Genomic DNA, 23,308 nt, shown 5'->3' on the forward strand with positions numbered 1-23,308 from the left:
AGTTAAAAAAGTGCGGTCATTTTATCACGCAAACTGACATAAACGAAATTTAACAGTACAATAGCGGCGGTAAATTGATATAGAAGATGAGGATAAAAATATGATTTACAGTATGACTGCTTTCGCTCGTGTTGAAATTAAAAAAGAATGGGGCGATGCTGTATGGGAAATTCGTTCCGTTAATCAGCGTTATTTAGAAAATTTTTTTCGTTTGCCTGAGCAATTTCGCGGCTTAGAAAATACCTTGCGTGAGAAATTAAGACAAAAGCTCACCCGTGGCAAAATTGAATGTAGTTTGCGTATTGATACAAAAAAACAAACGGCAACGAGCTTAAATCTTAATCAAGAGTTAGCCAAACAAGTGATCCAATCTTTGCAATGGGTCAAAGAGCAAGCGGGCGAAGGCGAAATCAATCTTATGGATATTTTGCGCTATCCAGGCGTTGTAGAAACGCCAGAGCAAGATTTAGATAGTATTAGCCAAGATTTATTACAAGCATTTGATGATTTACTTGTTGAATTTATTGCGATGCGTGCGCGTGAAGGTGCAAAAGTACAGGAGTTAATTGAACAACGCCTTGTGGCAATTGCTACCGAAGAGCAAAAAGTGCGGTCTTATATGCCAGAGGTTTTACAATGGCAACGTGATCGTTTGCGACAGCGTTTTGATGAAATTCAATTACAAGCGGATCCACAACGTCTTGAACAAGAAATGGTGCTGTTAGCACAACGTATTGATGTGGCGGAAGAATTAGATCGTTTGCAATTACACGTCAAAGAAACCCAAGCTATTTTACGCAAAGGCGGAGCGGTTGGGCGCAAACTTGATTTTATGATGCAAGAACTTAATCGTGAGAGTAATACCCTTGCTTCCAAATCGATCAATGCCGATATTACTGCATCTGCTGTTGAGTTAAAGGTGTTAATTGAACAAATGCGTGAGCAAATTCAAAATCTTGAATAAGGACAAAACATGTTAATTAATCTTCAACAATATCGCCTTGTTTGTGTAGAGGGCGTTGATGCCGAGAAATTCTTACAGGGGCAATTAACCTGTGATGTGACTAAATTAGCCATTGGCGCATCAACTTTAACCGCACATTGTGATCCGAAAGGCAAGGTCAATTCCCTATTCCGTTTATTCCGCCAAGCGGAGCAACAATTTTATCTCTTAATCCGCCAAGATTTAGTTGAAAACGGTTTAGCTCAGTTAAAAAAATATGCGGTGTTCTCTAAAGTCACTTTTAGCGAAAAAAATTGGACAATTGTCGGTGTGGCTGAAAATGCACTTGAAAAGTGCGGTGCAATTTCGCCACAAATTCGCATGGATTTAGGCGAACGCCAGATTTTATGTTTGGAACAAAATGTTGAGTTGGACTATACGCAAAGTGCGCAATATTGGGATTACTTGGATATGCAACAAGGTTTACCCATTTTAAGTGCAGCAGGACAGGGCGAATTTATTCCACAAGCACTGAATTTACAAGACATCGAACAAGCGATTTCTTTCCAAAAGGGTTGTTACATCGGACAAGAAACCGTTGCTAGAGCCAAATATCGTGGTATCAATAAACGAGCGATGTATTTATTACAGGCAAACACCACTGCACTTGTGGAAATCGGCACTGAAATTGAAATGCAATTAGAAAATACTTGGCGTAAAACGGGCCATGTTTTAAGTGCGGTCAATTTTGGCGAAGTTTTATATTTGCAAGTTGTGATGAGCAATCAGTTAGAAGAAAATCAACGCTTTAGATTGCCTGTTGAAGAAAGTGAGTTGGTGATTATATAAGCCGAGTTTTTCACTTTTGTATTTGAACAACAATGTTTGAGAATTAAAAATATTATAAAAAAGGACGCCAAAGTGGCGTCCTGACAATCTTTAGATTTTATTGTTTAAAGAATATCCAACAATTCCACTTCAAATACTAATGTGCTAAATGGTGGAATTGATGCGCCAGCACCACGTTCGCCATAAGCTAAGTTATGTGGGATAGTTAATTTCCATTTTGAGCCAACCGGCATCATAGATAATGCTTCAACCCAACCAGCAATTACACCACTTACTGGGAATTCCGCAGGTTGTCCACGTTTTACTGAGCTATCAAATACAGTACCGTCAATTAAAGTACCTGTATAATGAACTCGCACTTGGTCTTGGCGAGTTGGAACTGCACCAGTTCCCTCTGCTAATACTTCATATTGCAAGCCTGTTTCAGTGACTTTTACGCCTTCTTTTTGCGCATTTTCTGCAAGGTATTTTTTGCCTTCTTCTTCAATTTGTTTAAATTGAGCTTGTGCTGCTTCCGCAGCTTGTTGCTGTAATTCTTGTAATGCTTGCGCAACTTCATTTAACTCTAACGCAGGTGGATTTTGATTAAGCGCATCATAAATCCCTTTGGCAACAGCTTCAGCTTTTACTGCTAATTTGCTATCAACTAATTGTTTACCAATTTGTAAACCAATCCCGTAACTGCCTTTCGCAGAAACATCATCTAATGCAATTTGTTCAAAAAATTGTTTTGTCATTGTTTTTCCTTTGTTTTGGTTGAAAATTATTTTTTATAAGCTAACACTTCGCCAACACGCACAGGCACATCAACGGCTAAATGGCTAGCAAGCTCGACTTTATTTGCTGGGAATAAATTAATCACAGTCGAACCTAGTTGGAAAGCGCCCATTTCTTGTCCTTTGCGTAATTGCACCGCACTTTCGCCACTATAAGTCCATTCTTTTACTTCTTTGCTACGAGGTGGATTAATCACGCCAGCCCAAACTGTGCTCATACTTGCGGTAATGGTTGCGCCTACTAAAATCTGCACCATAGTGCCAAATTCTGTGTCAAACACACAAATCACTCGTTCATTGCGTGCCAATAAGTTTGGGATATGTTCATTTAAAAATGGATTAACGGAAAATAAATCGCCCGGTACATAAATCATCTTACGCAATGTGGCATCGCAAGGCATATGCACACGATGATAATCACGCGGGGAAAGATAAGTAGTGGCAAATTCGCCATTTTCAAATTCTTTGGCTAATTCCACATCGCCAGCTAATAAATCCACTAGGCTAAAACTATGGCCTTTGGCTTGTAACAAGGTTTGTTGTTCAATATGGCCACATTGGCTAATCCGCCCGTCCGCAGGCAAGCAAAGTGCGGTAGGATTTTCATCAATTTTTCTCGCTTCCGCTTTTAATGGACGAATAAAAAACTCATTAAAACTAGCGTAATCTTTAAATTCTGTTTTCTCCGCTTCTTGCATATTCACATTATATTTTTTGGCAAAAAGTTTGATGATGAAATGGGTTACTACGCCCCATTGTTGCTTCGCCAGCCAGCCAGCCGCTAAGGTTAAATAAAGTTGCGGCATCGCATATTGAAAAGCAATTTTCAAACGTTGCCAATAAGTTGGTTGTTTCTTTTCAGAATTGTACATAACACTTTCCTTTATAAAAATTGAGCGAAGGATTATAGCAAGTTATTTGGGTTGTGTAATCAGCAGATCTTTTTTAGTTGCCATTCTGGAGCCATTCCATTTCTATTTTGGTTTATACAAATAATATAGAACAGCAACTTAAGAAAGGATATGAAGTGACTTAAAGGCGACTACTACACAACTTGTGTCATATTTAATCCTATTGTGGAATAAGCTCATATAATAGCTTAGTTAACGGTCGGGTATATTTGTTATGTTAAGCATGCGAGCGCTAAAAGTCCTTACTCAAGGAAATATAGAGTCTCAATTTAATTTAGTTTTGATGTACGACAAAAGGAGAGGTTATTCCTCAAAATATTGGAAAAGCAAAATGAGGTTTAACAAAGCTTGTTATGAAGTTTTTCAGTAGGATTGTGATATATCATCAATTGTATTCAAAGGCTAAAAGGCGGTGTTTCCACCGCTTTTTTGTTAGCATTAGAAAATAATACGATCTCGATTTTTTTCTAATGTTGCTTTGCCAATTCCTTTGACTTCAAGCAACTGCTCAGCGGACGTGAAATTGCCGAATTTCTCACGATATTCAACAATTGCCTCTGCTTTTTTACTACCAATTCCCACTAAAGCCTGTTTAATTTCCTCCGCTGTTGCCGTATTAATATTGAGTTTATCGCTAATAATCACTGGCTCCACTTGTTGCGTAGCTTGGGGTGGGGTGGTAGGTTGCGTTGGCGTTTCAGCCAAGGCATTAAAGGCGCTGAGCGCCGTACTTAACATCAACAAAGATTTGAAAAAAGAGGTTAATTTTTTCATTTTGTTTTCCTTACATTAAATTACACTAAGAGTTGAATAATTGAGCTAAACTGTTGAACTTGAGTCAACAATGGCTATTTTGCCAAAACAAGGAAAACTCTTGAAAAAATCACCGCACTTTTACGATCAAGATCGCAAAAATAATAAAATGTTTGAGTAAAAGGGGAGTTTTTTCAATGAAAAAACGAGTATCAACCCAAAAGCTCATACTTGTTTAAAATTAGTAATTATTTACGCACAGCAATAGCTTCGATTTCAATACCCACATCTTTTGGTAAACGAGCCACTTCAACACAAGAACGTGCAGGGAAATTTGGATGATTGTTTTCAACAAAGAAACGTTCATATTCAGCATTAACTGTAGCAAATTGATTTAAGTCTTTGACAAAAACCGTTGTTTTCACAATATCCGCAACTGTTAAACCCGCTTGTTCAAGAATTGCTTTCACATTTTCTAAAGATTGGCGAGCTTGTGCCACAATATCAGCTGGCACTTCACCTGTTGCAGGATTTACTGGAATTTGACCTGAAGTTAACACCAAGTTGCCTAAATCTACAGCTTGAACATAAGGGCCAATTGCTGCAGGTGCTTTTTCTGTGTGAATAATTTTTGTCATTTTTTTCTCCTTATTCAGTGACATTATCACGCCAAATATTGTACGCCTTTAAAAATAAACTTAAAGCCCATTCATTGCATTTATCAAACGAATTTCTTCATATTGCGCGAGATCATCGAATAAAATTTCCCTTGCGATAATTTTCTTTTCTAACAGTAGTTTCGCTCGTTGAGTCCCTTCTAATAAAGGCTCAATTGGCGTGAACCATTGATTATTTTGCCGAAAAATTAAATTACCAATGGAGCAATCTGTTACTTTACCTTGACGAATAATCATAATCTCATCACATTCGGCTTTTTGTTCCAATAGCTGATTGAGCAAAGTGCGGTCTGTAAATTTCAAACTGTAATCAATATGGTCACAAAAAACGGGCTGAAAAGTTCGATAGATTTTACGTTGGTAAGGAAAACATTGGATAGCATAATTTTGCTGATCATAGTCAATACGGCAACGAATTAACGGCTCTGAGGTGTAAAGTGCGGTATGTTTTGCCAAAATTTCCGCCAAGTTAAATGTTGTTACCTTTAAATGAGGATAAAACTTCAACAGTGTTTTTTCATAACGTTGTTGGTGATAAGACAAATTTTTAGCCAATCCTTTCTCCACGCAAATGGTTTCAAATAAAGGGAATTGCTGCATTTCATTCACCTATTTGATTAGAGGTAAATACACTTTGGCACAAAGTTCATCATATTCATCTTGCACATCACTTTGAATGGTAATGCCGCCACCACTACGAAAATAATAGTTATCGCCTTGTTTTTCAATAAAACGAATAGCCACCGCACTTTGTAATGTTTCGCCATTAAAAATACCAAAGATCCCTGTATAGTAACCCCGAGGTTGTTGTTCTGCTTGCTGAATAATTTCCACCGTTTTTTCTTTTGGTGCACCACTAATTGAACCTGCTGGCAACAGTGCAGCTAAAATATCCCCAATATTACTTTGCCAATTTTCTGCCAACTCCCCACAAATCTCTGAGCTAGTTTGTAAAATTGCCCCTTTTTCTGTGTGAATTTTTTCAACATAGCGAAAACGCTTCACTTCAATATTTTTAGCCACAATTGCCAAATCATTACGCATTAAATCGACAATAGTGTAATGTTCACGCAGTTCTTTTTGTGAATTGAGTAATGTTTGCTCAGCATTTTCTATATTCGCATCTATCGTGCCTTTCATTGGATAGGTATAAATTTTATTCTCATAAATTTGAATAAAAGACTCAGGAGAAAAACAAACAAATTCATTCTTAAACAATAACTTATAACTGGCTTTCGTTTGTTGAAATAATTGCATTAAATTGTAATTTGTTTGAATTTTACTTGGATAAGTGAGATTTAATAAATAGGAATTGCCCTTTTGTAATTCATCCTTAACCAAATTAAATCCTCGTTGATAATCCTCGAATTTCATCGGTTCAGAAGAAAAATGGCAATTTTCTGTTGGTAAATTAACAGACCAATTTACATTACTTTTAGTACCTTGCGGTTGCGAAATTGCAAAAAAGATCTGTTCTTTTTCAGCTTGTTCAATAGGCAAAATAATTGGCTTTTGCTGCTCAAAATCAATGAGAAAGAAAAAAGGTTCTTTATGTTGACCAAAATGATTTGCTTGCTGGATAAAATCGAGGAATTGGCTTGGGTTATTCAATGACATCATGATGAGAAATCTAGTAATATATGCAATCCGCTGATTTTAGCCTAAGATGAAATATGAATACAAATTTATTGATTATCAATAATCATGACTCTTTTACTTATAACCTTGTGGATCTTATTCGACGTTTAGACGTTAACTTTACAGTGATTAATGTTGAAGATTTATCTCATGTGGAAATCGAACATTTTTCTCATCTGCTCATTTCTCCCGGCCCTGATGTTCCTGAAGCCTATCCCCAACTTTTTGCCATGCTAGAAAAATATCATCAATCTAAATCTATTTTAGGAGTTTGTTTGGGACATCAAACGTTATGCCAATTTTTTGGTGGCAAACTATATAACTTGCCAAAGGTTCGCCATGGGCAAGCAAAACAATTAAAAGTGCGGTCGAATTCAAAATTATTTCACAACTTACCCTCCAGTTTTCAAATTGGGCTTTATCATTCTTGGGCTGTTAGCTTAGAACACTTTCCTGAATGTCTTGAAATTACAGCAGTTTGTGAGGATGAAGTCATTATGGCAATGCAACATAAAACCTTGCCTATTTACAGCGTACAATTCCACCCTGAATCTTATATTTCAGAGTTTGGTAAGCAGCTCATACAAAACTGGCTAAGCTAATTGATAATAATTTTCAATTTGGAAAATCTATCAAGATTTATGTTTTAATAGTTTTTAACGATTGATTTTATCAAAAATATCCATTTTATTTGTACGGGATTTTTGTTTATCATATAACCAACAAAAACATCAACAAACATAAATAGGAGAAAACGTATGACTACAACTATTGGCTTAGATCGCAATACATCAGAACAATTAGCAACAGAATTAAATAATTTATTAGCGACTTATCAAGTATTCTATATGAATGTGCGTGGTTATCATTGGAATATTAAAGGAGTTAACTTCTTTGAGTTACATGCCAAATTTGAAGAAATTTATGATGACTTAGTTGTAAAAGTAGATGAAATTGCAGAACGTATTTTAACTTTAGGTTACACCCCAAGTAATGCCTTCAGTGAATATTTGAAAAAATCGTTAATTCAAGAACATGTTAATGCCACTAAAGCACAAGATTGTTTAAATGGCACATTACAAGGCTTTAAAACCCTATTAAAACAACAACGTGATATTCTTGCGATTGCCTCAGATGCAAATGATGAAGGTACTGCATCACAAATGAGTGATTATATTAAAGAACAAGAAAAATTAATTTGGATGTTCAGCGCTGCTTGTGAAACTTGCCACGCTTAATTTATTTAAATATTTAATAATTTTTTAACCTAAGGAACTAACAAAAAACCTCTAGCACTCACTAGAGGTTTTTTATTGGTCAAAATTCAGTAATATTTTTACTTACCAATACAGAAAGAACTGAAAATATTGCCTAACAAATCATCGGAAGTAAACTGTCCAGTAATTTCGCTGAGATGATTTTGTACCATACGTAATTCTTCAGCAAGTAATTCTCCAGCATAAAACTCTGTTAATTGAATTAACCCAGCTTGTAAATGAATATCAGCTTGTTCTAAGGCCTCTAAATGCCGGCGGCGAGCTAAAAATCCGCCTTCAGTTCCAGCTTGATAGCCCATAGATGCTTTTAAATGTTCACGTAATAAATCAACGCCTTTTTGTGTTTTGGCAGATAAAGAAATCACTGTTAAACCATTTTGTTCATTAAGAACTTCAGCCTCGCCACTTAAATCCGCTTTATTTCTGACAATAGTTAAAGGAATATTGGTTGGTAATTTTGCCATAAATTCAGACCGCACTTTTTCCAATTCAGTAGGCTCTTCTGTACTGTCCAACATTAATAAAATTCGATCCGCTTGTTCAATTTCATCCCAAGCACGACGAATACCTATCTTCTCAACTTCATCCGTTGCATCTCGTAAACCTGCCGTATCAATAATATGCAAAGGCATGCCATCAATATGAATATGTTCACGTAAAACATCACGAGTTGTACCAGCAATGTCAGTAACAATTGCAGCTTCACGTCCAGCTAGCGCATTTAGCAAACTTGATTTTCCAGCGTTTGGGCGGCCAGCAATAACAACCTTCATTCCTTCACGCAAAATCGAACCTTGTTTTGCTTCGCTTTTTACTTTTGCCAATTGCGCAATAATATCACGCAAGTGAGTTTCTATTTTGCCATCTGCCAGAAAATCAATTTCTTCGTCAGGAAAGTCAATTGCTGCCTCTACATAAGTACGCAAATAAATAACTGAATCTACTAATTGATTGATTTTATTTGAAAATTCACCTTGTAAAGATTTTAATGCGGAACGTGCAGCCTGTTCAGAACTTGCATCAATTAAATCTGCAATAGCCTCAGCTTGAGCCAAATCTAGTTTATCATTAAGAAAAGCTTGTTCAGAAAATTCTCCTGGTCTAGCTAAACGTACTCCATCAACTTGCAGAATTCGTTTGAGCAAGAGATCCAGAATAATTTGCCCACCATGTCCCTGTAACTCCAGCACATCTTCACCAGTAAAGGAATTTGGCGCTTTAAAATAGAGCGCAATACCTTGATCTAAAACAGTCCCATCAAGATCTTTAAACGGAAGATAATTTGCCATTCTAGGCGTTAATGTTTTGCCGAGCACTTGTTCAGCTACTTGTTGAGCTAAAGGCCCTGACACACGTAAAATTCCAACGCCACCGCGCCCGATAGGTGTGGCTTGAGCGACAATAGTATCTTTAATCATAATTTGTTCCCAAAAGTGCGGTCAAAAATTGCGGAGAATTATAACAAAAAAGGCATCATTGAAGATGCCTTTCTTTTTTATTTATTAAGGGTTATTTTTTCACTCTGGTATGTAAGCCTTTCTTCTCTAAGCCACGGTAAATCAACCATTGTTGTGCAATAGTAATAAGGTTAGACACTAACCAATATAGCACTAGACCAGCCGGGAAGAATAAGAAGAACACCATGAAAATTAATGGCATAAATGTCATAACTTTTTGTTGCATTGGGTCTGCAACTGGGGTTGGTGACATTTTTTGCAACAAGAACATGGAAGCGCCCATTAAGATCGGTAAAATGAAATACGGATCTTGAGCAGATAAGTCTTGTACCCAACCGAAGAATGGCGCATGACGTAATTCAACCGCTTCCATGAAAGTCCAATATAAAGCGATGAAAATTGGCATTTGTAGAAGAATTGGTAAACAACCACCAAGTGGGTTTACTTTTTCTTCTTTATACAGTTTCATCATTTCTTGGCTCATACGTTGACGATCTTCGCCAAAACGCTCACGCATTTCTTGCAATTTCGGTTGCAACATACGCATTTTCGCCATTGAAGTGTATTGTGCTTTTGTTAATGGATATAAAATTGCTTTTACGACTAAAGTTACCCCAATAATTGCTAGACCCCAGTTTTGTACTAGAGATTGAATTAAAGTAAGTAATTTAAATAGCGGTTTTGCAATAAACCAAGCCCAGCCATAATCAACAGTTAAATCTAAGTGATTAGCAACTTCTGCCATTTGATCCTGTAATTTAGGACCAGTCCATAATTGAGTATGAATAGTTTCACTTGCACCACTTGCCACCATCACTGGAGCAGAACGATAACCAATAGAACCTAAACGTTTTTTAGTATCAGTTAAGGTATATAGTGTATTATCTCCATCTTGGTTAGGAACCCAAGCAGAAACGAAATAATGTTGTAATAGAGCCACCCAACCAGCTTTAGTATTAATATCTAAATTTGCTTTTTCCATATCTTCAAAACTATATTTTTTGTAGTTTGTTTCTGAAGAAGAATAAGCACCACCAGTATAAGTTGGCATCGCCATGCTACCTGAGCTTTCAACTAAGGTGTGAGTTAATTGCGCATAAGGGGCAACTTCAACCGCTTGTGAACTTTGGTTATCAATTTCAAAGTTTACATCTAATGCATAAGAACCTGCTTTTAACACAAAGACTTTACGATAGATCACACCATCTTGTTCAAAAGTTAAAGGTACGCGTAATTCTTGTTGACCTTCTGCTAACTTAAATACATCGCCTTCCACTTGGTAATTTGCACGACCAGCACGGCTATCAATACCATTTTTTCCGACCAAGCCACTTTGTGCAATATACACTTTATCCGCACTATTCTGTAACAATGCGAAAGGTGTTGAAGAATTTAATTCTGCATCATATTTCAATAATTCAGAACTAATCACATCGCCGCCTAATGTATCTACTTTCAAACGAAATACATCATTTTCTAAAGTAATAACACGGCCTTTAACTTGTGTGTCATTAGCGATAGCTGATGTTGCTGAAAGTGCGGTTGATTGTACGTCTGAAACTTGAGCTTGTTCAGTTACTTCTGGCTTAGGCGTGTTATAGTCTAATTGCCATTGTTGATAAACAAGAAAGGAAATGAAAAGAAGTGCCATAAATAATAGGCTGCGTTTAGAATCCATTATTCGTTCTCTTTGTTGTTATTAATCTTTGGGGGTACAGGATCGTATCCACCCGCATTCAAAGGGTGACATTTTAATATACGTTTCACTGTAAGCCAACTACCTTTTACTGCACCATGGGTTTTTAATGCTTGAATACCATAACTAGAACAGGTTGGTGTAAAGCGACAACGAGGTCCAATCAATGGGCTAATAAAAAGTTGATAAAACCTAATTGCACCAATTAGGATTTTTGCGCTAAACGAATGTGGCGTTTCCATAGCTTATCCAAAGTTTGAAATAACTGTGCGTTATCTAAATTACCAATCCCTTTTTTTGCCACTATGACAAAATCATAGTTAGGTAATTGTGCCTGTAACAAACGGAAACTTTCACGAGAAATACGCTTAATGCGATTACGATCATGGGCTCGTTTTAAATGTTTTTTAGCAACAGTTAAACCAAGGCGAGAGTGTTCAAGGTTATTTTTGCGAGCAAGAATGGTAATTTCAGGGGTGCTAGCACATAGCGGGTCTTGAAAAACGTATTTGAAATGAATGGGAGTTAACAGACGTAACTCCCTAGAAAAGCCTAGCTTAATCACAGCAAATGGCTGGATTATGCTGATAAACTTTTACGACCTTTAGCACGACGACGAGCTAAAACTTGACGGCCGTTTTTAGTTGCCATACGAGCACGGAAACCATGAGTACGGCTACGTTTTAATACAGAAGGTTGAAATGTACGTTTCATTATAATCTACCTAAATCAAAAATTGTTACATCATTGCTTCTACAAAGCTGAAAAACAACGATCATTCAAACAAGGGTTACCAAAATAAGGAACGGAATTGTAATCTTAAATTCAACGTTCGTCAAACGAGAATAGGCAAAATTGAAGAATAAATCTTCTTTTTCCCAGTCAAAGAGCATAAAAGCGGTTCGGATTATACGTTTTTTTACAAAAATCTCAAGCAACCTTTTTCAGTTTTTTTGATCCTTTTCTAAAGATCTTTAAGACAGTTTATTGTAAAATTACCCCTCAATTTCTTACCGCACTTTTTAGATTATTTTTCAATTACTTGATTTATAAAAGATAAATAAAATGAGATCCACTATTTCAACCCTTTGGCAAGATTGCCTCTTACAATTACAAGATCAAGTATCTTCAAACGACTTTACGACTTGGCTACGCCCATTACAAGATGATGTTATTGATAACACCATGATCCTTTATGCGCCTAATGTCTTTATTAAAAGCTGGGTCGAAAATCATTATCTTGAACAAATAATGAAACTAAGCCAACAATTGTTAGGAAATGATCAGTTTGTGGTAAAAATACAAGAAGGGATTAGATCTTCTACTAATAGAACGGTAGAAAAAAATAAGAGTATTGTAAGAAATGAAACTTTCAGTGGCGCTGATGAAAATAACAATGATGAAATAAACTCTCAGCAAAACTACCGCACTTATCTTAACACAAACCATATTTTTGATAACTTTGTTGAGGGTAAATCAAATCAGCTTGCAAGAGCGGTAGCACAAAAAGTAGCGAAAAACCCAGGGGAGCAGAGTGCTAACCCATTGTTTTTATATGGAGGAACTGGTCTAGGTAAAACTCACTTATTACATGCCGTAGGAAATGGTATTTTGGCCAATAATCCTAATGCAAAAGTGATTTATATGCACGCAGAGCGCTTTATGCAATCTTATGTCAAAGCCTTAAAATCTGACAAAATGGATAGTTTCAAACGATTTTATCGTGCGGTTGATGCTTTACTTATTGATGATATTCAATTTTTTGCTGGTAAAGATGGTACACAGGAAGAATTTTTCCATATTTTTAATTCTTTGTTTGAACGTGGTCGCCAAATTATTTTAACCTCAGATCGCTATCCGAAAGAAATTGAAAAGATTGAGGATCGTTTGAAATCTCGTTTTGGTTGGGGAATAAGCGTTGCTATTGAACCACCAGAATTAGAAACAAGAGTGGCTATTTTGCTCAAAAAAGCAGAAGAAAAAAATATGCTTTTACCGCAAGAAGTGGCTTTATTTATCGGACAAAAACTCAGAACTAATGTTCGAGAGTTAGAGGGGGCGCTAAACCGAGTTCATGCGCATGCTGAATTTACCGGAAAAGCGATCACAATTGATTTTGTACGAGAAACCTTAAAAGATATGCTTGCACTGCAAGACAAGTTAGTAACGATTGAAAATATTCAAAAACTTGTTGCCGACTATTACCGCATTAAAGTATCAGACTTAAAATCCAAAAGTCGTTCACGCAATGTAACTAGACCTCGCCAACTAGCTATGGCGTTGGCAAAAGAACTGACTAATCGCAGCTTGCCAGAGATTGGTAAAAATTTTGGTGATCGTGATCACACAACGGTTCTGCACGCATGTAAAGCCATAGCAAAACTCAGAGAAGAAGATAATAGTATCCAAGAAGATTGGTCAAATTTAATCCGCACATTATCTGTATAAGGGAGCAGACTATGCAATTTATTGTTTCAAGAGAACATCTATTAAAACCATTACAACAAGTTTGTGGTGTATTAAGTAGTCGCCCAAATTTTCCTGTATTTAGCAATGTATTATTGCAAATTCAAGGCAATACTTTGCGTATTACAGGGACAGATCTTGAGGTTGAACTTTCAACTCAAGCACAATTAATTCAGTCTTCGCAAGACGGTAGCTATACTATTCCAGCAAAAAAATTCTTGGATATTTGCCGCAGTTTTCCTGATGATGCAGAAATTACTGTTACTTTTGAAGAAGAACGTGCTTTTGTGAGATCGGGACGCAGTAAATTTAATTTAACGACGTTACCAGCAGAGGAATATCCTAATTTAGCTGACTGGCAATCAGAAGTTGATTTTACTTTAGCCCAAAGCACATTACGTCGTTTAATTGACGCAACGCAATTTTCTATGGCAAATCAAGATGCCCGTTATTTCCTCAATGGCATGAAGTTTGAAACTGAGGGTAATTTACTACGAACAGTGGCAACCGATGGACATCGACTTGCAGTTTGTACAATTCCACTAGAACAAGATTTACACACACATTCCGTTATATTGCCACGAAAAGGTGTATTGGAATTAGCCAGATTACTAGAAAATAGCGATCACTCAGCCCAAGTGCAGATTGGTATAAATAATTTACGCATTGATCTAGGCCATATTGTCTTTACCTCAAAATTAATTGACGGACGTTTCCCTGATTACCGCAGAGTGCTACCAAGAAACGCAACACATATTATGGAAGGCAATTGGGAATTGCTCAAACAAGCCTTTGCTCGTATGGCGATCTTATCCAGTGACAAAGTTAAAACTGTCCGTTTGCAATTAACCACAAATCAGCTAACCATTACTGCAAGCAACCCAGAGCAAGAAGTTGCTGAAGAGATTTTAGATGTAGTGTATAACGGTGCTGATATGGAAATAGGTTTTAATGTCAGCTACATTTTAGATGTTCTGAATGCCTTGAAATGCCAACAAGTGCGGTTACGTCTTACAGATGCCTCATCAAGTTGCTTATTAGAAGATATTGATGATGAAAGTGCAGAATATGTCATCATGCCAATGCGTCTCTAAATAATGGCAATTTCACGCTTAATCATTGAAAATTTCCGCAATTTAACAGCCGTAGATCTTGAATTTGATCACGGCTTTAACTTTATTATTGGCAATAATGGAAGCGGCAAAACCAGCTTACTCGAAGCTATTTTTTATCTAGGTCATGGGCGCTCTTTTAAAAGTGCGGTAGCAAATAGAATAATTTCTTATGAGCAACCGCACTTTGTCTTGCATGGAAAAATTCAAGAGCAACAACATCAATGGTCAGTTGGCTTACAAAAACAGCGCCAAGGTAATACCCTGATGAAAATAAATGGCGAGGATGCGAATAAAATTTCTGACCTTGCTCATTTATTGCCAATGCAAATCATTACCCCTGAAGGTTTAACTCTATTAAATGGTGGCCCGAGTTATCGACGATCTTATTTAGATTGGGGATTATTTCATCATCATCCCTCTTTTTATAATGCTTGGAGTAATTTAAATCGCCTACTTAAACAACGAAACTCCGCTTTACAACAAGTACATTCTTATGCAGAATTGAAAATTTGGGATATTGAATTAACTAAATTAGCTTACCAAGTGAGCCAATGGCGAGAAGAATATGCGGAAGCCTTACGCCCAGAAATAGAACAAACTTGCCAGCTATTTTTACCTGAATTAGACATTTCTGTTAGCTTTCATCAAGGCTGGGATAAAAATACAGATTATGCCGACCTCTTACAGCAAAATTTTGAACGTGATCGTGCCTTAGGTTATACCTTTTCAGGTCCGCAAAAAGCGGATTTCCGTTTTAAAGCTAATAGTTTACCTGTTGAAGATATTTTATCTCGTGGACAATTAAAATTATTAATGTGTGCATTACGCTTGGCTCAAGGTGAGCATTTGATGCAACAAAAAAATCGTCATTGTATCTTTCTTATCGATGATTTTGCTTCCGAATTGGATCAATATAAACGTGCATTACTTGCAGAACGCTTACAAAAAAATGGCTCTCAAGTTTTTGTTACTGCAATAACGCAAGAGCAATTACAGCAAATGCAACCAGAAAAGCACCGCTCTTTTTATATAGAAAATGGTGTCATAAAATAATAGATAAAAAATAAGCCTGACGATTGTCAGGCTTATTGTAATTTAGTCTGCAACTACCTTGTTCCATATACAACAATGGTTTTTCCATGGGCAGAAATCAAATGCTGATCTTCTAACATCTTCAAAATACGTCCCACAGTTTCACGTGAGCAACCCACCATTTGACCAATTTCCTGACGGGTAATTTTAATTTGCATACCGTCTGGATGTGTCATTGCATCTGGCATTTTAGCTAAGTTTAATAACGTCTGAGCAATACGCCCTGTGACATCTAAAAATGCAAGATTACTCACTTGCTTAGAGGTATTTTGTAAGCGGCGTGCTAATTGTCCTGTCAGATACATCAAAATTTCTGGATTAACCTGAATTAATTGGCGAAATTTTTTATAAGAGATTTCAGCAATTTCACAAGATGTTTTAGCTTTAACCCAAGCTGAACGAGGTTGTGTTTCATCAAACAAACCAGCTTCGCCAAAGAAATCGCCTTGACTTAAATAGGTCAAAATCATTTCTTTGCCTTCCTCATCTTTTACCATTACAGCCACAGATCCCTTAATTAAGTAGTATAGGGTTTCAGCCTTTTCTCCGGCATGAATAAGGGAACTTTTCGCTGGGTATTTGTGAATATGGCAATGAGATAGGAACCACTCCAATGTCGGATCCATAGGTTGTGATTGCTGTCCTTGTTGTTCTAACATAAAATCCCCCGATTATTTTCCATTAAAAAAATCCATTTTATCTTTAATATCAATGGATTGATGTAACTCAGACCAAACGAGCACCGCCTTCCCTTGACGAATACTGTTGAATAGATTTTCTCTTTTTTCTGCTAAAGAAAGTTCAGTACTGCCATAATCTGTACCTTCACGCAAAATAAAACTTTCCAAAATATTAAATAAGGTTTGCTTTTCTAATTTTTCCCATGGAATAAGCATTTCAAATTTGCCCGATCTTACCTAAAATTTTTTATTATGCAAATAAACTTTCAATCAGTTTCCATTGCTGCTCAAAGCCTTGATTTGGTATATGTCTAAAATTAGTTCTCACATAACGCATAAACTGCCCTTCGCACATAGTGACTAAATGAGAAGCGATAATTTTTTCATCAAGATTAAAAGCTCGCCCTTCTCTTAATTTACGCATTTGTAGAATATTCACAAATTGTAATTCTAAACGATCAAAAAATTGAGCCACTCGTGCTTGTAATTGGCTATCTTCAAACATTAAAGCATGACCGGTTAAAATTCGAGTAAGCCCTGGATTTTTTCTCGCAAAATCAAAAATAGTTTGCAAAATATCTCGCACACGATTCATCGTATTAGTTTCGTTTTTAATCGAATGATTAATTCGACTGAACAAGGTACTCTCGATATTATCCAATAATGCTTCAAACATTTTGGTTTTACTCGGAAAATAGCGATAAAGTGCGGCTTCAGACACGCCCACTTCTTGTGCTAAACGAGCTGTTGTCATACGCTCCATTCCTCTTTCAGAATGTAACATATGAGTTAACACCGTTAAAACTTGCTGACGGCGCTCTTTTACTGTACGTTTTTCAATTTTTGGCGTTTTTTGTGTAGATTCCACAATCTCTACATCGCCAATATCTAATTGCTGTTGTTCCATTATTTCTTGCCCGAGTGCCCAAAACCACCTTCACCACGATCTGTCTGCACAAATTCTTCTACAATATTAAATTCAGCTTGTACCACTGGCACAAAAACCAACTGTGCAATACGATCACCCACTTCAATTTTAAAAGGCTTATCGCTTCTATTCCAAAGAGAAACCATAAGAGGCCCTTGGTAGTCTGAGTCGATTAACCCCACTAAATTTCCTAGCACAATCCCATTTTTATGACCTAAACCTGATCTTGGTAAAATTACCGCTGCTAAATTGGGATCAGCGATATAAATAGATAATCCCGTTGGAATAAGTTTGGTTTCGCCCGGCTGAACTTCAAATCCTTCTTCAACCAAAGCGCGTAAATCCAGTCCTGCTGAGCCTGTAGTTGCATAGTTTGGCAATGGAAATTCTGTTCCAATACGCTTATCTAAAATTTTAACATCGATTTTTTTCATTTTCTTTTCCTTCCAATTTCCATTTATAACGTCCAATGATTTTATCTACTAATTGCTTCGCTAAATCATGTTTCTGACTTAAGGCTAAACTATCTTGCCCATCTCGCCAAAACAGTTGTAAAGCATTTTGTTCCGCATTAAAGACTTGCTCACCTGAAACATCATTGGCACAGATCATATCCAAATTTTTACGCTGTAATTTGTCTTGTGCATATTGAGCTAAATTTTGTGTTTCCGCAGCAAAGCCTACAACAAAAGGGCGATTTTCCGTTAAATTAGCGACACTTGCAATAATGTCTGGATTTTTGACCAATTTTAATGTCATCTCATCCTTATCTGCGGTTTTCTTGATTTTTTGTTCGGCAATTTGCTCCACACGATAATCCGCCACCGCAGCACAGCCAATAAAAATCTGATTTTGTACCGCACTTTGCATAGCTTGCTCATACATTTCCTGAGCAGAAACCACATCAATACGTTGTACATTCTTTGGGGTCGCTAAATTAACAGGTCCACTAATTAAGGTTACTTTTGCACCTCGTTGAGCAAAAGCATCGGCAATAGCAAAGCCCATTTTACCTGAGCTGTGGTTACTAATATAACGTACAGGATCAATGGCTTCTCTGGTTGGTCCTGCGGTAATCACAACGCTTAAATCAAGCAGATCTTGTGAACGTAAAAAATACTGGCAAAGTGCGGTGACAATTTCGCTTGGTTCAGACATTCGCCCTGCGCCCACATCGCCACAAGCCTGTTCTCCGCTATTTGGACCGATGAATTGAATACCTCGAGCAATAAGTGCGGTGATATTTTGCTGAGTTATTTGTTGTGCATACATTTGTTGATTCATTGCGGGTGCAAGAAAAATCGGTGCGTTGGTAGTTAAACAGATAGTGGATAATAAGTCATTTGCCATACCTACTGTGATACGAGCCATGAAGTCCGCACTCGCTGGTGCAATCACAATAAGATCTGCCCATTTCGCCAGTTCAATATGCCCCATGGCTAATTCAGCTTGTGGATCTAATAAAGATTGTGATACGGCATTACCTGAAATGGCTTGCAAAGTTAGGGGAGTGACAAATTCCGCTGCCGCACTTGTGAGTACAACTCGAACTTCAGCTTGTGCTTTGCGCAATAAACGAATTAATTCAATGGTTTTGTATGCGGCAATACCACCAGTAATTCCAACGACAATACGTTTTCCTTGAACAAGATTTTGCATTGTTAGTCCTTAATCACAACAAAAAGTGCGGTCATTTTACTGCAATTTTTCAGAAGAAAAAGTTTTATTTTTCGATCTTGCTCGCAAATTAAAAAATATCGCATTCCAAATTTCAAGAAATTACTTCATCTTTATCGCAAGTGATTTTTCCGTCGTTAAAAATAGCCCTATGACAAAACAAAATTCGACTTTGATGCCAAGAGAAAAACTACTGCAATATGGCGCATCATCCCTTGACGATAAAGAACTTTTAGCCATTTTCTTACGTACAGGTATAAAAAATTGCCCTGTGATGCAATTGTCTGAGCAAGTACTTTCGCATTTTTCATCATTACGAGGCTTAATCAATGCTGATCAAGAGCACTTTTGCCAAATGAAAGGCTTAGGTATTACCCAATTTGTACAATTACAAGCCTGTACTGAAATGACTAAGCGTTATTTATTACAAGAATTACAGTTTGCTCAAGAATTTACCAGTCCTGACACGGTAAGAATGTATTTACAAACCGAATTAGAAAATAAGGATCGAGAAATTTTTATGGTGCTGTTTTTAGATAATCAGCATCGCTTAATCAAAAAAGAAGAAATGTTTTTAGGGACCATTAATCAGGCTAGCGTTTATCCCCGTGAAATTATTAAAACAGCATTGTTTTGTAATGCCGCCGCACTTATTCTTGCACATAATCATCCCTCTGGTGTTTCAACCCCAAGCGCATCAGATCGAAAACTCACAGATAATATCAAACAGTTGTCGGAATTAATGGAAATTCGAGTTTTAGATCACTTTGTGATTGGCAAAGGCAACTATTTTTCCTTTGCTGAGCAAGGTTGGATCTAGGATCCAGCAATAAATTTTTTGCATTATTTGCTTAATTTTTTATCATTTATTGAGGGAATTTATTTATTTAGGCTTGAGAATAAGAGATAAAGGTCGTATAATTCACGACCTTTAATATAGCGGGTCGGCTATGCGACCTGACGAGGTAGCCTTCAAAGTCCTTGATTTTGAAGTAGTCCGAACCCTAAGCTCGAGCTTATATTTTTTATTGGAGATTAATATGTCTAGAGTCTGTCAAGTAACAGGCAAGCGTCCAGCAGTTGGTAACAACCGTTCGCACGCATTGAATGCGACTCGTCGTCGTTTTCTTCCTAACTTACACACTCACCGTTTTTGGGTTGAGAGTGAAAACCGTTTCGTAACTTTACGCTTAACAGCGAAAGGTATGCGTATTATTGATAAAAAAGGCATTGATGCAGTATTAGCTGATATCCGTGCTCGTGGCGAGAAAATCTAAGGAGCTAAAAAATGGCAGCTAAAGGTGCTCGTGAAAAAATCCGTTTAGTATCAAGTGCTGAAACAGGTCACTTCTATACTACAACTAAAAACAAACGTAATATGCCAGAAAAAATGGAAATCAAAAAATTTGATCCAGTTGTGCGTAAACACGTTATCTATAAAGAAGCTAAAATCAAATAATTTAGTTTTCAATAAAAAAGCCCGACTTGTTCGGGTTTTTTTATTTCTCAAATATTACTTTTTACCATAAGATAGCCAAAGGAATTAATCTAGGAAAAAAGAAAAATATGCCTGAATTACCAGAAGTTGAAACAGCCCTAAAAGGTGTAAGTCCTTATTTAAAAGAATTTATCATTGAAAAAATTGTGGTGCGTAATCCTAAATTGCGTTGGGAAGTTAGCCCTGAACTTACCACATTTGAACAAGTTAAAATTATTGATTTAACTCGCCGTGCGAAATATCTCATTATCCACACAGAACAAGGCTACATTATCGGGCATTTAGGTATGTCTGGCTCAGTGCGTATTGTTCCACATGATAGCCCTATCGATAAACATGATCATCTCGATATTGTGATGAACAATGGTAAATTACTACGCTATAACGATCCTCGCCGCTTTGGTGCTTGGTTGTGGACAAATAATCTGAATGAATTTCATCTTTTTCTTAAGTTGGGGCCAGAGCCTTTATCGGAAGAATTTAACGCCACTTATTTATTTAAAAAATCTCGCCAAAAAACCACCGCACTTAAAACCTTCTTAATGGATAATTCTGTGGTTGTGGGTGTTGGCAATATTTACGCCAATGAAACGCTATTTCTCTGCGGGCTTCACCCACAAAAAAGAGCAAAAACCTTAACTAAGGCACAGGCAGAACAAGTTGTAGCAACAATTAAACAAGTGCTTACTACTGCGATTGCACAAGGTGGCACAACCCTTAAAGATTTCTTACAACCTGATGGGCGCCCAGGGTATTTTGCACAAGAGCTTTTAGTCTATGGCAACAAAGATAAACCTTGTTCAAAGTGCGGTAGTAAAATAGAAAGTATTATTATTGGACAAAGAAATAGCTTTTATTGTCCAACGTGCCAAAAAAAGTAAAAATAATTGCTTTTCTTTTCAAAAAAATATGCTATATCTCAATAAGTCTTTTTATTTTAACAATAAGCAAACACAAAGGAATATTTAATGAATGGAGCAAATTTAGTCGTAGAATGCTTAAAAGCTCACGGAGTGACTTCCTTATTTGGCTATCCCGGTGGGGCGATAATGCCAGTTTATGATGCAATTTATGATTCGGGTTTAGATCATTTGCTATGCCGTAATGAACAAGGTGTGGCAATGGCTGCTATTGGATATGCAAGATCAACGAATAAAGTGGGCGTCTGTATTGCCACTTCTGGACCGGGTGCAACAAACTTGGTGACAGGTTTAGGCGATGCCTTAATGGACTCTATTCCAATTGTCGCTATTACAGGGCAAGTTGCATCAAATTTTATTGGTACAGATGCTTTCCAAGAAGCTGATGTTTTGGGCTTATCTCTTGCTTGTACCAAACATAGTTTCATTGTGCAAAATATTGATGAATTGCCAGAAATCATTGGCAAAGCCTTCCAAATTGCACAAAGCGGTCGCCCAGGTCCAGTACTAGTGGATATACCAAAAGATGTACAATTTGCACCAACCTCATTAAAACCTGTTGTCTATCCAAAAGTTGCAGTTTCTCCACAAAATCCAACCGCACTTGAGCAAGCCAAAACGCTACTTTCTCAAGCGAAACGCCCTGTGCTTTATGTTGGTGGAGGTGTAGGCATGGCGCATGCGGTAAATGGTGTACAAGCAGTTCGTACTTTCCTCGACATCACCAATATACCCTCTGTATCCACATTAAAGGGCTTAGGCACAATTCCACCAAAACACCCTCTTTATATGGGCATGATTGGTATGCACGGTACAAAAGCGGCAAACTATGCGGTGCAAGAATGTGATTTACTTATCGCTTGTGGCGCAAGATTTGACGACCGAGTTACAGGGAAGTTAGATACTTTTGCACCACATGCCAAAGTCATTCATATTGACATTGATATTGCTGAAATTAATAAATTGCGCAAAGCAGATGTAGGCTTGCAAGGAGATCTAGCACAAGCAATCGCTAGCCTTGCGCAGCCATTAGATATTGATCCTTGGCGCAAAGATGTTGAGCAATTAAAAGTAAGTTTCGATTTCAGCTATGTTGAAAATAGTGAAGATAAAGAAATCGATCCATGGGCATTGCTTCATACTTTATCAGAACGCAAGCCAGAAAATGCGGTTGTCACAACAGATGTAGGACAACATCAAATGTGGTCAGCACAACATATGCAACATTATGCACCAGAAAATTACATTACTTCCGCAGGTTTCGGCACCATGGGATTTGGTTTGCCAGCTGCTGTTGGTGTTGCAAAAGCTCGTCCACAAGATCCTGTGATTTTAGTGACTGGCGACGGTTCATTAATGATGAACATTCAAGAGTTTGGTTCCATTAAACGTGGAAACTTGCCAATCAAAATTTTACTACTTGATAACCAACGTTTAGGGATGGTTCGTCAATGGCAATCACTCTTTTTCCATGGTCGCCACAGTCAAACCATTTTGGACGATAACCCTGATTTCGTCACTCTTGCTTCTGCCTTTGGTATTGCAGGTGAACGTATTGAAAAGGCTTGCGAAGTTTCCGATGCTATTGACCGCTTGTTAAATGCAAAAGATGCGTACTTGCTGCACGTTTGTATTCCTGATGAAGAAAATGTCTGGCCACTCGTACCACCAAATGCATGCAACAGCGATATGATTGAAGAAGATATTGGGGTGTAACAATGAAAACTTATTATTTAACTATTCAAGCCAACAAACGCCCTGAAACTTTAGAGCGTTTATTAAGAGTTATCCGCCATCGTGGCTTTGAAGCCATTGCATTAAATAGCGAAACCAAAGGCGATGTGATTGAGCTAAAAGCCACAGTTCAGAGTGAACGAGCCATTGAATTGTTGGTTCATCAGCTTGTGAAATTGCCTGATGTAGTTGAATTAAAGTAACAATCAATGCGTAGGGTG

The 23,308-nt window shown here is 37.2% G+C and carries 29 protein-coding genes; 13 read left to right on the forward strand and 16 right to left on the reverse strand.

The window, feature by feature from the left end; all coding sequences use genetic code 11:
- Positions 1–100: 100 nt before the first annotated feature.
- Both B0186_RS02965 and ygfZ read left to right on the forward strand, forming a co-directional pair.
- Positions 101–964, forward strand: coding sequence for a YicC/YloC family endoribonuclease (locus B0186_RS02965; protein ID WP_078217913.1), 864 nt, complete (start codon positions 101–103; stop codon positions 962–964).
- 9 nt (positions 965–973) lie between these two features.
- Positions 974–1,792 (forward strand): CAF17-like 4Fe-4S cluster assembly/insertion protein YgfZ, encoded by an 819-nt coding sequence (ygfZ, locus tag B0186_RS02970; protein WP_078217914.1) that lies wholly within the window; start codon positions 974–976, stop codon positions 1,790–1,792.
- A gap of 104 nt (positions 1,793–1,896) precedes the next feature.
- Here ygfZ and B0186_RS02975 read toward each other — a convergent pair whose 3' ends face one another.
- The 6 genes from B0186_RS02975 to B0186_RS03000 all read right to left on the reverse strand — a co-directional run bounded on the left by B0186_RS02975 (position 1,897) and on the right by B0186_RS03000 (position 6,526).
- Positions 1,897–2,529: an FKBP-type peptidyl-prolyl cis-trans isomerase gene (locus B0186_RS02975; protein WP_078217915.1), complete on the reverse strand. Its 633-nt coding sequence runs from the start codon at positions 2,527–2,529 to the stop codon at positions 1,897–1,899.
- A 26-nt stretch (positions 2,530–2,555) separates the two neighbouring features.
- Positions 2,556–3,440: an archaetidylserine decarboxylase gene (gene asd, locus B0186_RS02980; protein WP_078217916.1), complete on the reverse strand. Its 885-nt coding sequence runs from the start codon at positions 3,438–3,440 to the stop codon at positions 2,556–2,558.
- Between the two features lie 477 nt (positions 3,441–3,917).
- A complete protein-coding gene (locus tag B0186_RS02985; RefSeq protein WP_078217917.1) occupies positions 3,918–4,253 on the reverse strand; it encodes a ComEA family DNA-binding protein in 336 nt (111 codons plus the stop codon).
- A gap of 227 nt (positions 4,254–4,480) precedes the next feature.
- The gene (locus tag B0186_RS02990; protein WP_078217918.1) at positions 4,481–4,870 is read right to left on the reverse strand and encodes a RidA family protein; all 390 of its coding nucleotides are present in this window, start codon (positions 4,868–4,870) and stop codon (positions 4,481–4,483) included.
- A gap of 60 nt (positions 4,871–4,930) precedes the next feature.
- Positions 4,931–5,509 (reverse strand): aminotransferase class IV family protein, encoded by a 579-nt coding sequence (locus B0186_RS02995; protein WP_078217919.1) that lies wholly within the window; start codon positions 5,507–5,509, stop codon positions 4,931–4,933.
- A 9-nt stretch (positions 5,510–5,518) separates the two neighbouring features.
- Positions 5,519–6,526, reverse strand: coding sequence for an aminodeoxychorismate synthase component I (locus tag B0186_RS03000; protein WP_078217920.1), 1,008 nt, complete (start codon positions 6,524–6,526; stop codon positions 5,519–5,521).
- Between the two features lie 56 nt (positions 6,527–6,582).
- Here B0186_RS03000 and B0186_RS03005 point away from each other — a divergent pair, with 56 nt between their 5' ends.
- Both B0186_RS03005 and B0186_RS03010 read left to right on the forward strand, forming a co-directional pair.
- A complete protein-coding gene (locus tag B0186_RS03005; RefSeq protein ID WP_078217921.1) occupies positions 6,583–7,149 on the forward strand; it encodes an anthranilate synthase component II in 567 nt (188 codons plus the stop codon).
- Between the two features lie 156 nt (positions 7,150–7,305).
- On the forward strand, positions 7,306–7,785 hold the full coding sequence (locus B0186_RS03010) for a Dps family protein (RefSeq protein ID WP_078217922.1): 480 nt from the start codon (positions 7,306–7,308) through the stop codon (positions 7,783–7,785).
- A gap of 98 nt (positions 7,786–7,883) precedes the next feature.
- Here B0186_RS03010 and mnmE read toward each other — a convergent pair whose 3' ends face one another.
- The 5 genes from mnmE to rpmH form a co-directional block, all read right to left on the reverse strand.
- Positions 7,884–9,242 carry a tRNA uridine-5-carboxymethylaminomethyl(34) synthesis GTPase MnmE gene (gene mnmE / locus B0186_RS03015; protein WP_078217923.1) on the reverse strand — a complete coding sequence of 453 codons (1,359 nt, stop codon included), beginning with the start codon at positions 9,240–9,242 and terminating at the stop codon, positions 7,884–7,886.
- A gap of 91 nt (positions 9,243–9,333) precedes the next feature.
- Entirely contained in the window at positions 9,334–10,959 is a 1,626-nt protein-coding gene (gene yidC, locus B0186_RS03020) for a membrane protein insertase YidC (RefSeq protein WP_078217924.1), read from the reverse strand.
- Positions 10,959–11,219, reverse strand: coding sequence for a membrane protein insertion efficiency factor YidD (gene yidD / locus B0186_RS03025; RefSeq protein ID WP_078217925.1), 261 nt, complete (start codon positions 11,217–11,219; stop codon positions 10,959–10,961). Before yidD ends, yidC begins: the two co-directional genes overlap by 1 nt.
- Positions 11,183–11,542, reverse strand: coding sequence for a ribonuclease P protein component (gene rnpA / locus B0186_RS03030; RefSeq protein WP_078217926.1), 360 nt, complete (start codon positions 11,540–11,542; stop codon positions 11,183–11,185). The genes yidD and rnpA overlap by 37 nt, the downstream gene beginning before the upstream one ends.
- A gap of 14 nt (positions 11,543–11,556) precedes the next feature.
- Positions 11,557–11,691 carry a 50S ribosomal protein L34 gene (gene rpmH / locus B0186_RS03035; RefSeq protein ID WP_005539760.1) on the reverse strand — a complete coding sequence of 45 codons (135 nt, stop codon included), beginning with the start codon at positions 11,689–11,691 and terminating at the stop codon, positions 11,557–11,559.
- Positions 11,692–12,042: 351 nt separating this feature from the next.
- Here rpmH and dnaA point away from each other — a divergent pair, with 351 nt between their 5' ends.
- From dnaA to recF, 3 genes are read left to right on the forward strand one after another with little or no spacing between them, the layout of a single operon-like run.
- The gene (gene dnaA, locus B0186_RS03040) at positions 12,043–13,425 is read left to right on the forward strand and encodes a chromosomal replication initiator protein DnaA (protein ID WP_078217927.1); all 1,383 of its coding nucleotides are present in this window, start codon (positions 12,043–12,045) and stop codon (positions 13,423–13,425) included.
- 11 nt (positions 13,426–13,436) lie between these two features.
- Positions 13,437–14,537: a DNA polymerase III subunit beta gene (gene dnaN, locus B0186_RS03045; RefSeq protein ID WP_078217928.1), complete on the forward strand. Its 1,101-nt coding sequence runs from the start codon at positions 13,437–13,439 to the stop codon at positions 14,535–14,537.
- Between the two features lie 3 nt (positions 14,538–14,540).
- Positions 14,541–15,611: a DNA replication/repair protein RecF gene (recF, locus tag B0186_RS03050; protein ID WP_078217929.1), complete on the forward strand. Its 1,071-nt coding sequence runs from the start codon at positions 14,541–14,543 to the stop codon at positions 15,609–15,611.
- A gap of 53 nt (positions 15,612–15,664) precedes the next feature.
- On the opposite strand, the gene crp is transcribed toward recF, so the two are convergent.
- The 5 genes from crp to coaBC are packed head-to-tail and all read right to left on the reverse strand — an operon-like array spanning position 15,665 to position 18,917.
- Complete coding sequence (gene crp, locus B0186_RS03055; RefSeq protein ID WP_078217930.1) at positions 15,665–16,309, reverse strand: cAMP-activated global transcriptional regulator CRP; 645 nt, start codon at positions 16,307–16,309, stop codon at positions 15,665–15,667.
- A 12-nt stretch (positions 16,310–16,321) separates the two neighbouring features.
- Positions 16,322–16,546: a YheU family protein gene (locus B0186_RS03060; RefSeq protein ID WP_078217931.1), complete on the reverse strand. Its 225-nt coding sequence runs from the start codon at positions 16,544–16,546 to the stop codon at positions 16,322–16,324.
- Between the two features lie 34 nt (positions 16,547–16,580).
- Positions 16,581–17,237, reverse strand: a complete 657-nt coding sequence (gene slmA, locus B0186_RS03065; protein ID WP_078217932.1) for a nucleoid occlusion factor SlmA — start codon at positions 17,235–17,237, stop codon at positions 16,581–16,583.
- On the reverse strand, positions 17,237–17,692 hold the full coding sequence (gene dut, locus B0186_RS03070; RefSeq protein WP_078217933.1) for a dUTP diphosphatase: 456 nt from the start codon (positions 17,690–17,692) through the stop codon (positions 17,237–17,239). Before dut ends, slmA begins: the two co-directional genes overlap by 1 nt.
- Positions 17,673–18,917 carry a bifunctional phosphopantothenoylcysteine decarboxylase/phosphopantothenate--cysteine ligase CoaBC gene (gene coaBC, locus B0186_RS03075; RefSeq protein ID WP_078217934.1) on the reverse strand — a complete coding sequence of 415 codons (1,245 nt, stop codon included), beginning with the start codon at positions 18,915–18,917 and terminating at the stop codon, positions 17,673–17,675. The genes dut and coaBC overlap by 20 nt, the downstream gene beginning before the upstream one ends.
- A gap of 169 nt (positions 18,918–19,086) precedes the next feature.
- Between coaBC and radC the strand changes: the two genes are divergently transcribed.
- From radC to ilvM, 6 genes are all read left to right on the forward strand, one after another.
- Positions 19,087–19,755 (forward strand): RadC family protein, encoded by a 669-nt coding sequence (gene radC, locus B0186_RS03080; protein WP_078218084.1) that lies wholly within the window; start codon positions 19,087–19,089, stop codon positions 19,753–19,755.
- A gap of 220 nt (positions 19,756–19,975) precedes the next feature.
- Positions 19,976–20,212 (forward strand): 50S ribosomal protein L28, encoded by a 237-nt coding sequence (rpmB, locus tag B0186_RS03085; RefSeq protein ID WP_011201102.1) that lies wholly within the window; start codon positions 19,976–19,978, stop codon positions 20,210–20,212.
- 11 nt (positions 20,213–20,223) lie between these two features.
- A complete protein-coding gene (rpmG, locus tag B0186_RS03090) occupies positions 20,224–20,394 on the forward strand; it encodes a 50S ribosomal protein L33 (protein WP_047977607.1) in 171 nt (56 codons plus the stop codon).
- Positions 20,395–20,501: 107 nt separating this feature from the next.
- On the forward strand, positions 20,502–21,314 hold the full coding sequence (gene mutM, locus B0186_RS03095) for a bifunctional DNA-formamidopyrimidine glycosylase/DNA-(apurinic or apyrimidinic site) lyase (RefSeq protein ID WP_078217935.1): 813 nt from the start codon (positions 20,502–20,504) through the stop codon (positions 21,312–21,314).
- A gap of 87 nt (positions 21,315–21,401) precedes the next feature.
- The gene (gene ilvG, locus B0186_RS03100; protein WP_078217936.1) at positions 21,402–23,069 is read left to right on the forward strand and encodes an acetolactate synthase 2 catalytic subunit; all 1,668 of its coding nucleotides are present in this window, start codon (positions 21,402–21,404) and stop codon (positions 23,067–23,069) included.
- A 2-nt stretch (positions 23,070–23,071) separates the two neighbouring features.
- Entirely contained in the window at positions 23,072–23,290 is a 219-nt protein-coding gene (gene ilvM, locus B0186_RS03105) for an acetolactate synthase 2 small subunit (RefSeq protein WP_078217937.1), read from the forward strand.
- Positions 23,291–23,308: the final 18 nt, after the last annotated feature.

This window comes from Canicola haemoglobinophilus (genome assembly GCF_002015075.1).
GTDB classification, from domain to species: Bacteria; Pseudomonadota; Gammaproteobacteria; order Enterobacterales; family Pasteurellaceae; genus Canicola; species Canicola haemoglobinophilus.

Coding starts and splice junctions, on each gene's coding strand:
- B0186_RS02965 (WP_078217913.1), top strand. CDS start 101: ATGATTTACAGTATGACTGCTTTCGCTCGTGTTGAAATTAAAAAAGAA.
- ygfZ (WP_078217914.1), top strand. CDS start 974: ATGTTAATTAATCTTCAACAATATCGCCTTGTTTGTGTAGAGGGCGTT.
- B0186_RS02975 (WP_078217915.1), bottom strand. CDS start 2,529: ATGACAAAACAATTTTTTGAACAAATTGCATTAGATGATGTTTCTGCG.
- asd (WP_078217916.1), bottom strand. CDS start 3,440: ATGTACAATTCTGAAAAGAAACAACCAACTTATTGGCAACGTTTGAAA.
- B0186_RS02985 (WP_078217917.1), bottom strand. CDS start 4,253: ATGAAAAAATTAACCTCTTTTTTCAAATCTTTGTTGATGTTAAGTACG.
- B0186_RS02990 (WP_078217918.1), bottom strand. CDS start 4,870: ATGACAAAAATTATTCACACAGAAAAAGCACCTGCAGCAATTGGCCCT.
- B0186_RS02995 (WP_078217919.1), bottom strand. CDS start 5,509: ATGCAGCAATTCCCTTTATTTGAAACCATTTGCGTGGAGAAAGGATTG.
- B0186_RS03000 (WP_078217920.1), bottom strand. CDS start 6,526: ATGTCATTGAATAACCCAAGCCAATTCCTCGATTTTATCCAGCAAGCA.
- B0186_RS03005 (WP_078217921.1), top strand. CDS start 6,583: ATGAATACAAATTTATTGATTATCAATAATCATGACTCTTTTACTTAT.
- B0186_RS03010 (WP_078217922.1), top strand. CDS start 7,306: ATGACTACAACTATTGGCTTAGATCGCAATACATCAGAACAATTAGCA.
- mnmE (WP_078217923.1), bottom strand. CDS start 9,242: ATGATTAAAGATACTATTGTCGCTCAAGCCACACCTATCGGGCGCGGT.
- yidC (WP_078217924.1), bottom strand. CDS start 10,959: ATGGATTCTAAACGCAGCCTATTATTTATGGCACTTCTTTTCATTTCC.
- yidD (WP_078217925.1), bottom strand. CDS start 11,219: ATGGAAACGCCACATTCGTTTAGCGCAAAAATCCTAATTGGTGCAATT.
- rpmH (WP_005539760.1), bottom strand. CDS start 11,691: ATGAAACGTACATTTCAACCTTCTGTATTAAAACGTAGCCGTACTCAT.
- dnaA (WP_078217927.1), top strand. CDS start 12,043: ATGAGATCCACTATTTCAACCCTTTGGCAAGATTGCCTCTTACAATTA.
- dnaN (WP_078217928.1), top strand. CDS start 13,437: ATGCAATTTATTGTTTCAAGAGAACATCTATTAAAACCATTACAACAA.
- recF (WP_078217929.1), top strand. CDS start 14,541: ATGGCAATTTCACGCTTAATCATTGAAAATTTCCGCAATTTAACAGCC.
- crp (WP_078217930.1), bottom strand. CDS start 16,309: ATGTTAGAACAACAAGGACAGCAATCACAACCTATGGATCCGACATTG.
- B0186_RS03060 (WP_078217931.1), bottom strand. CDS start 16,546: ATGCTTATTCCATGGGAAAAATTAGAAAAGCAAACCTTATTTAATATT.
- slmA (WP_078217932.1), bottom strand. CDS start 17,237: ATGGAACAACAGCAATTAGATATTGGCGATGTAGAGATTGTGGAATCT.
- dut (WP_078217933.1), bottom strand. CDS start 17,692: ATGAAAAAAATCGATGTTAAAATTTTAGATAAGCGTATTGGAACAGAA.
- coaBC (WP_078217934.1), bottom strand. CDS start 18,917: ATGCAAAATCTTGTTCAAGGAAAACGTATTGTCGTTGGAATTACTGGT.
- radC (WP_078218084.1), top strand. CDS start 19,087: ATGACAAAACAAAATTCGACTTTGATGCCAAGAGAAAAACTACTGCAA.
- rpmB (WP_011201102.1), top strand. CDS start 19,976: ATGTCTAGAGTCTGTCAAGTAACAGGCAAGCGTCCAGCAGTTGGTAAC.
- rpmG (WP_047977607.1), top strand. CDS start 20,224: ATGGCAGCTAAAGGTGCTCGTGAAAAAATCCGTTTAGTATCAAGTGCT.
- mutM (WP_078217935.1), top strand. CDS start 20,502: ATGCCTGAATTACCAGAAGTTGAAACAGCCCTAAAAGGTGTAAGTCCT.
- ilvG (WP_078217936.1), top strand. CDS start 21,402: ATGAATGGAGCAAATTTAGTCGTAGAATGCTTAAAAGCTCACGGAGTG.
- ilvM (WP_078217937.1), top strand. CDS start 23,072: ATGAAAACTTATTATTTAACTATTCAAGCCAACAAACGCCCTGAAACT.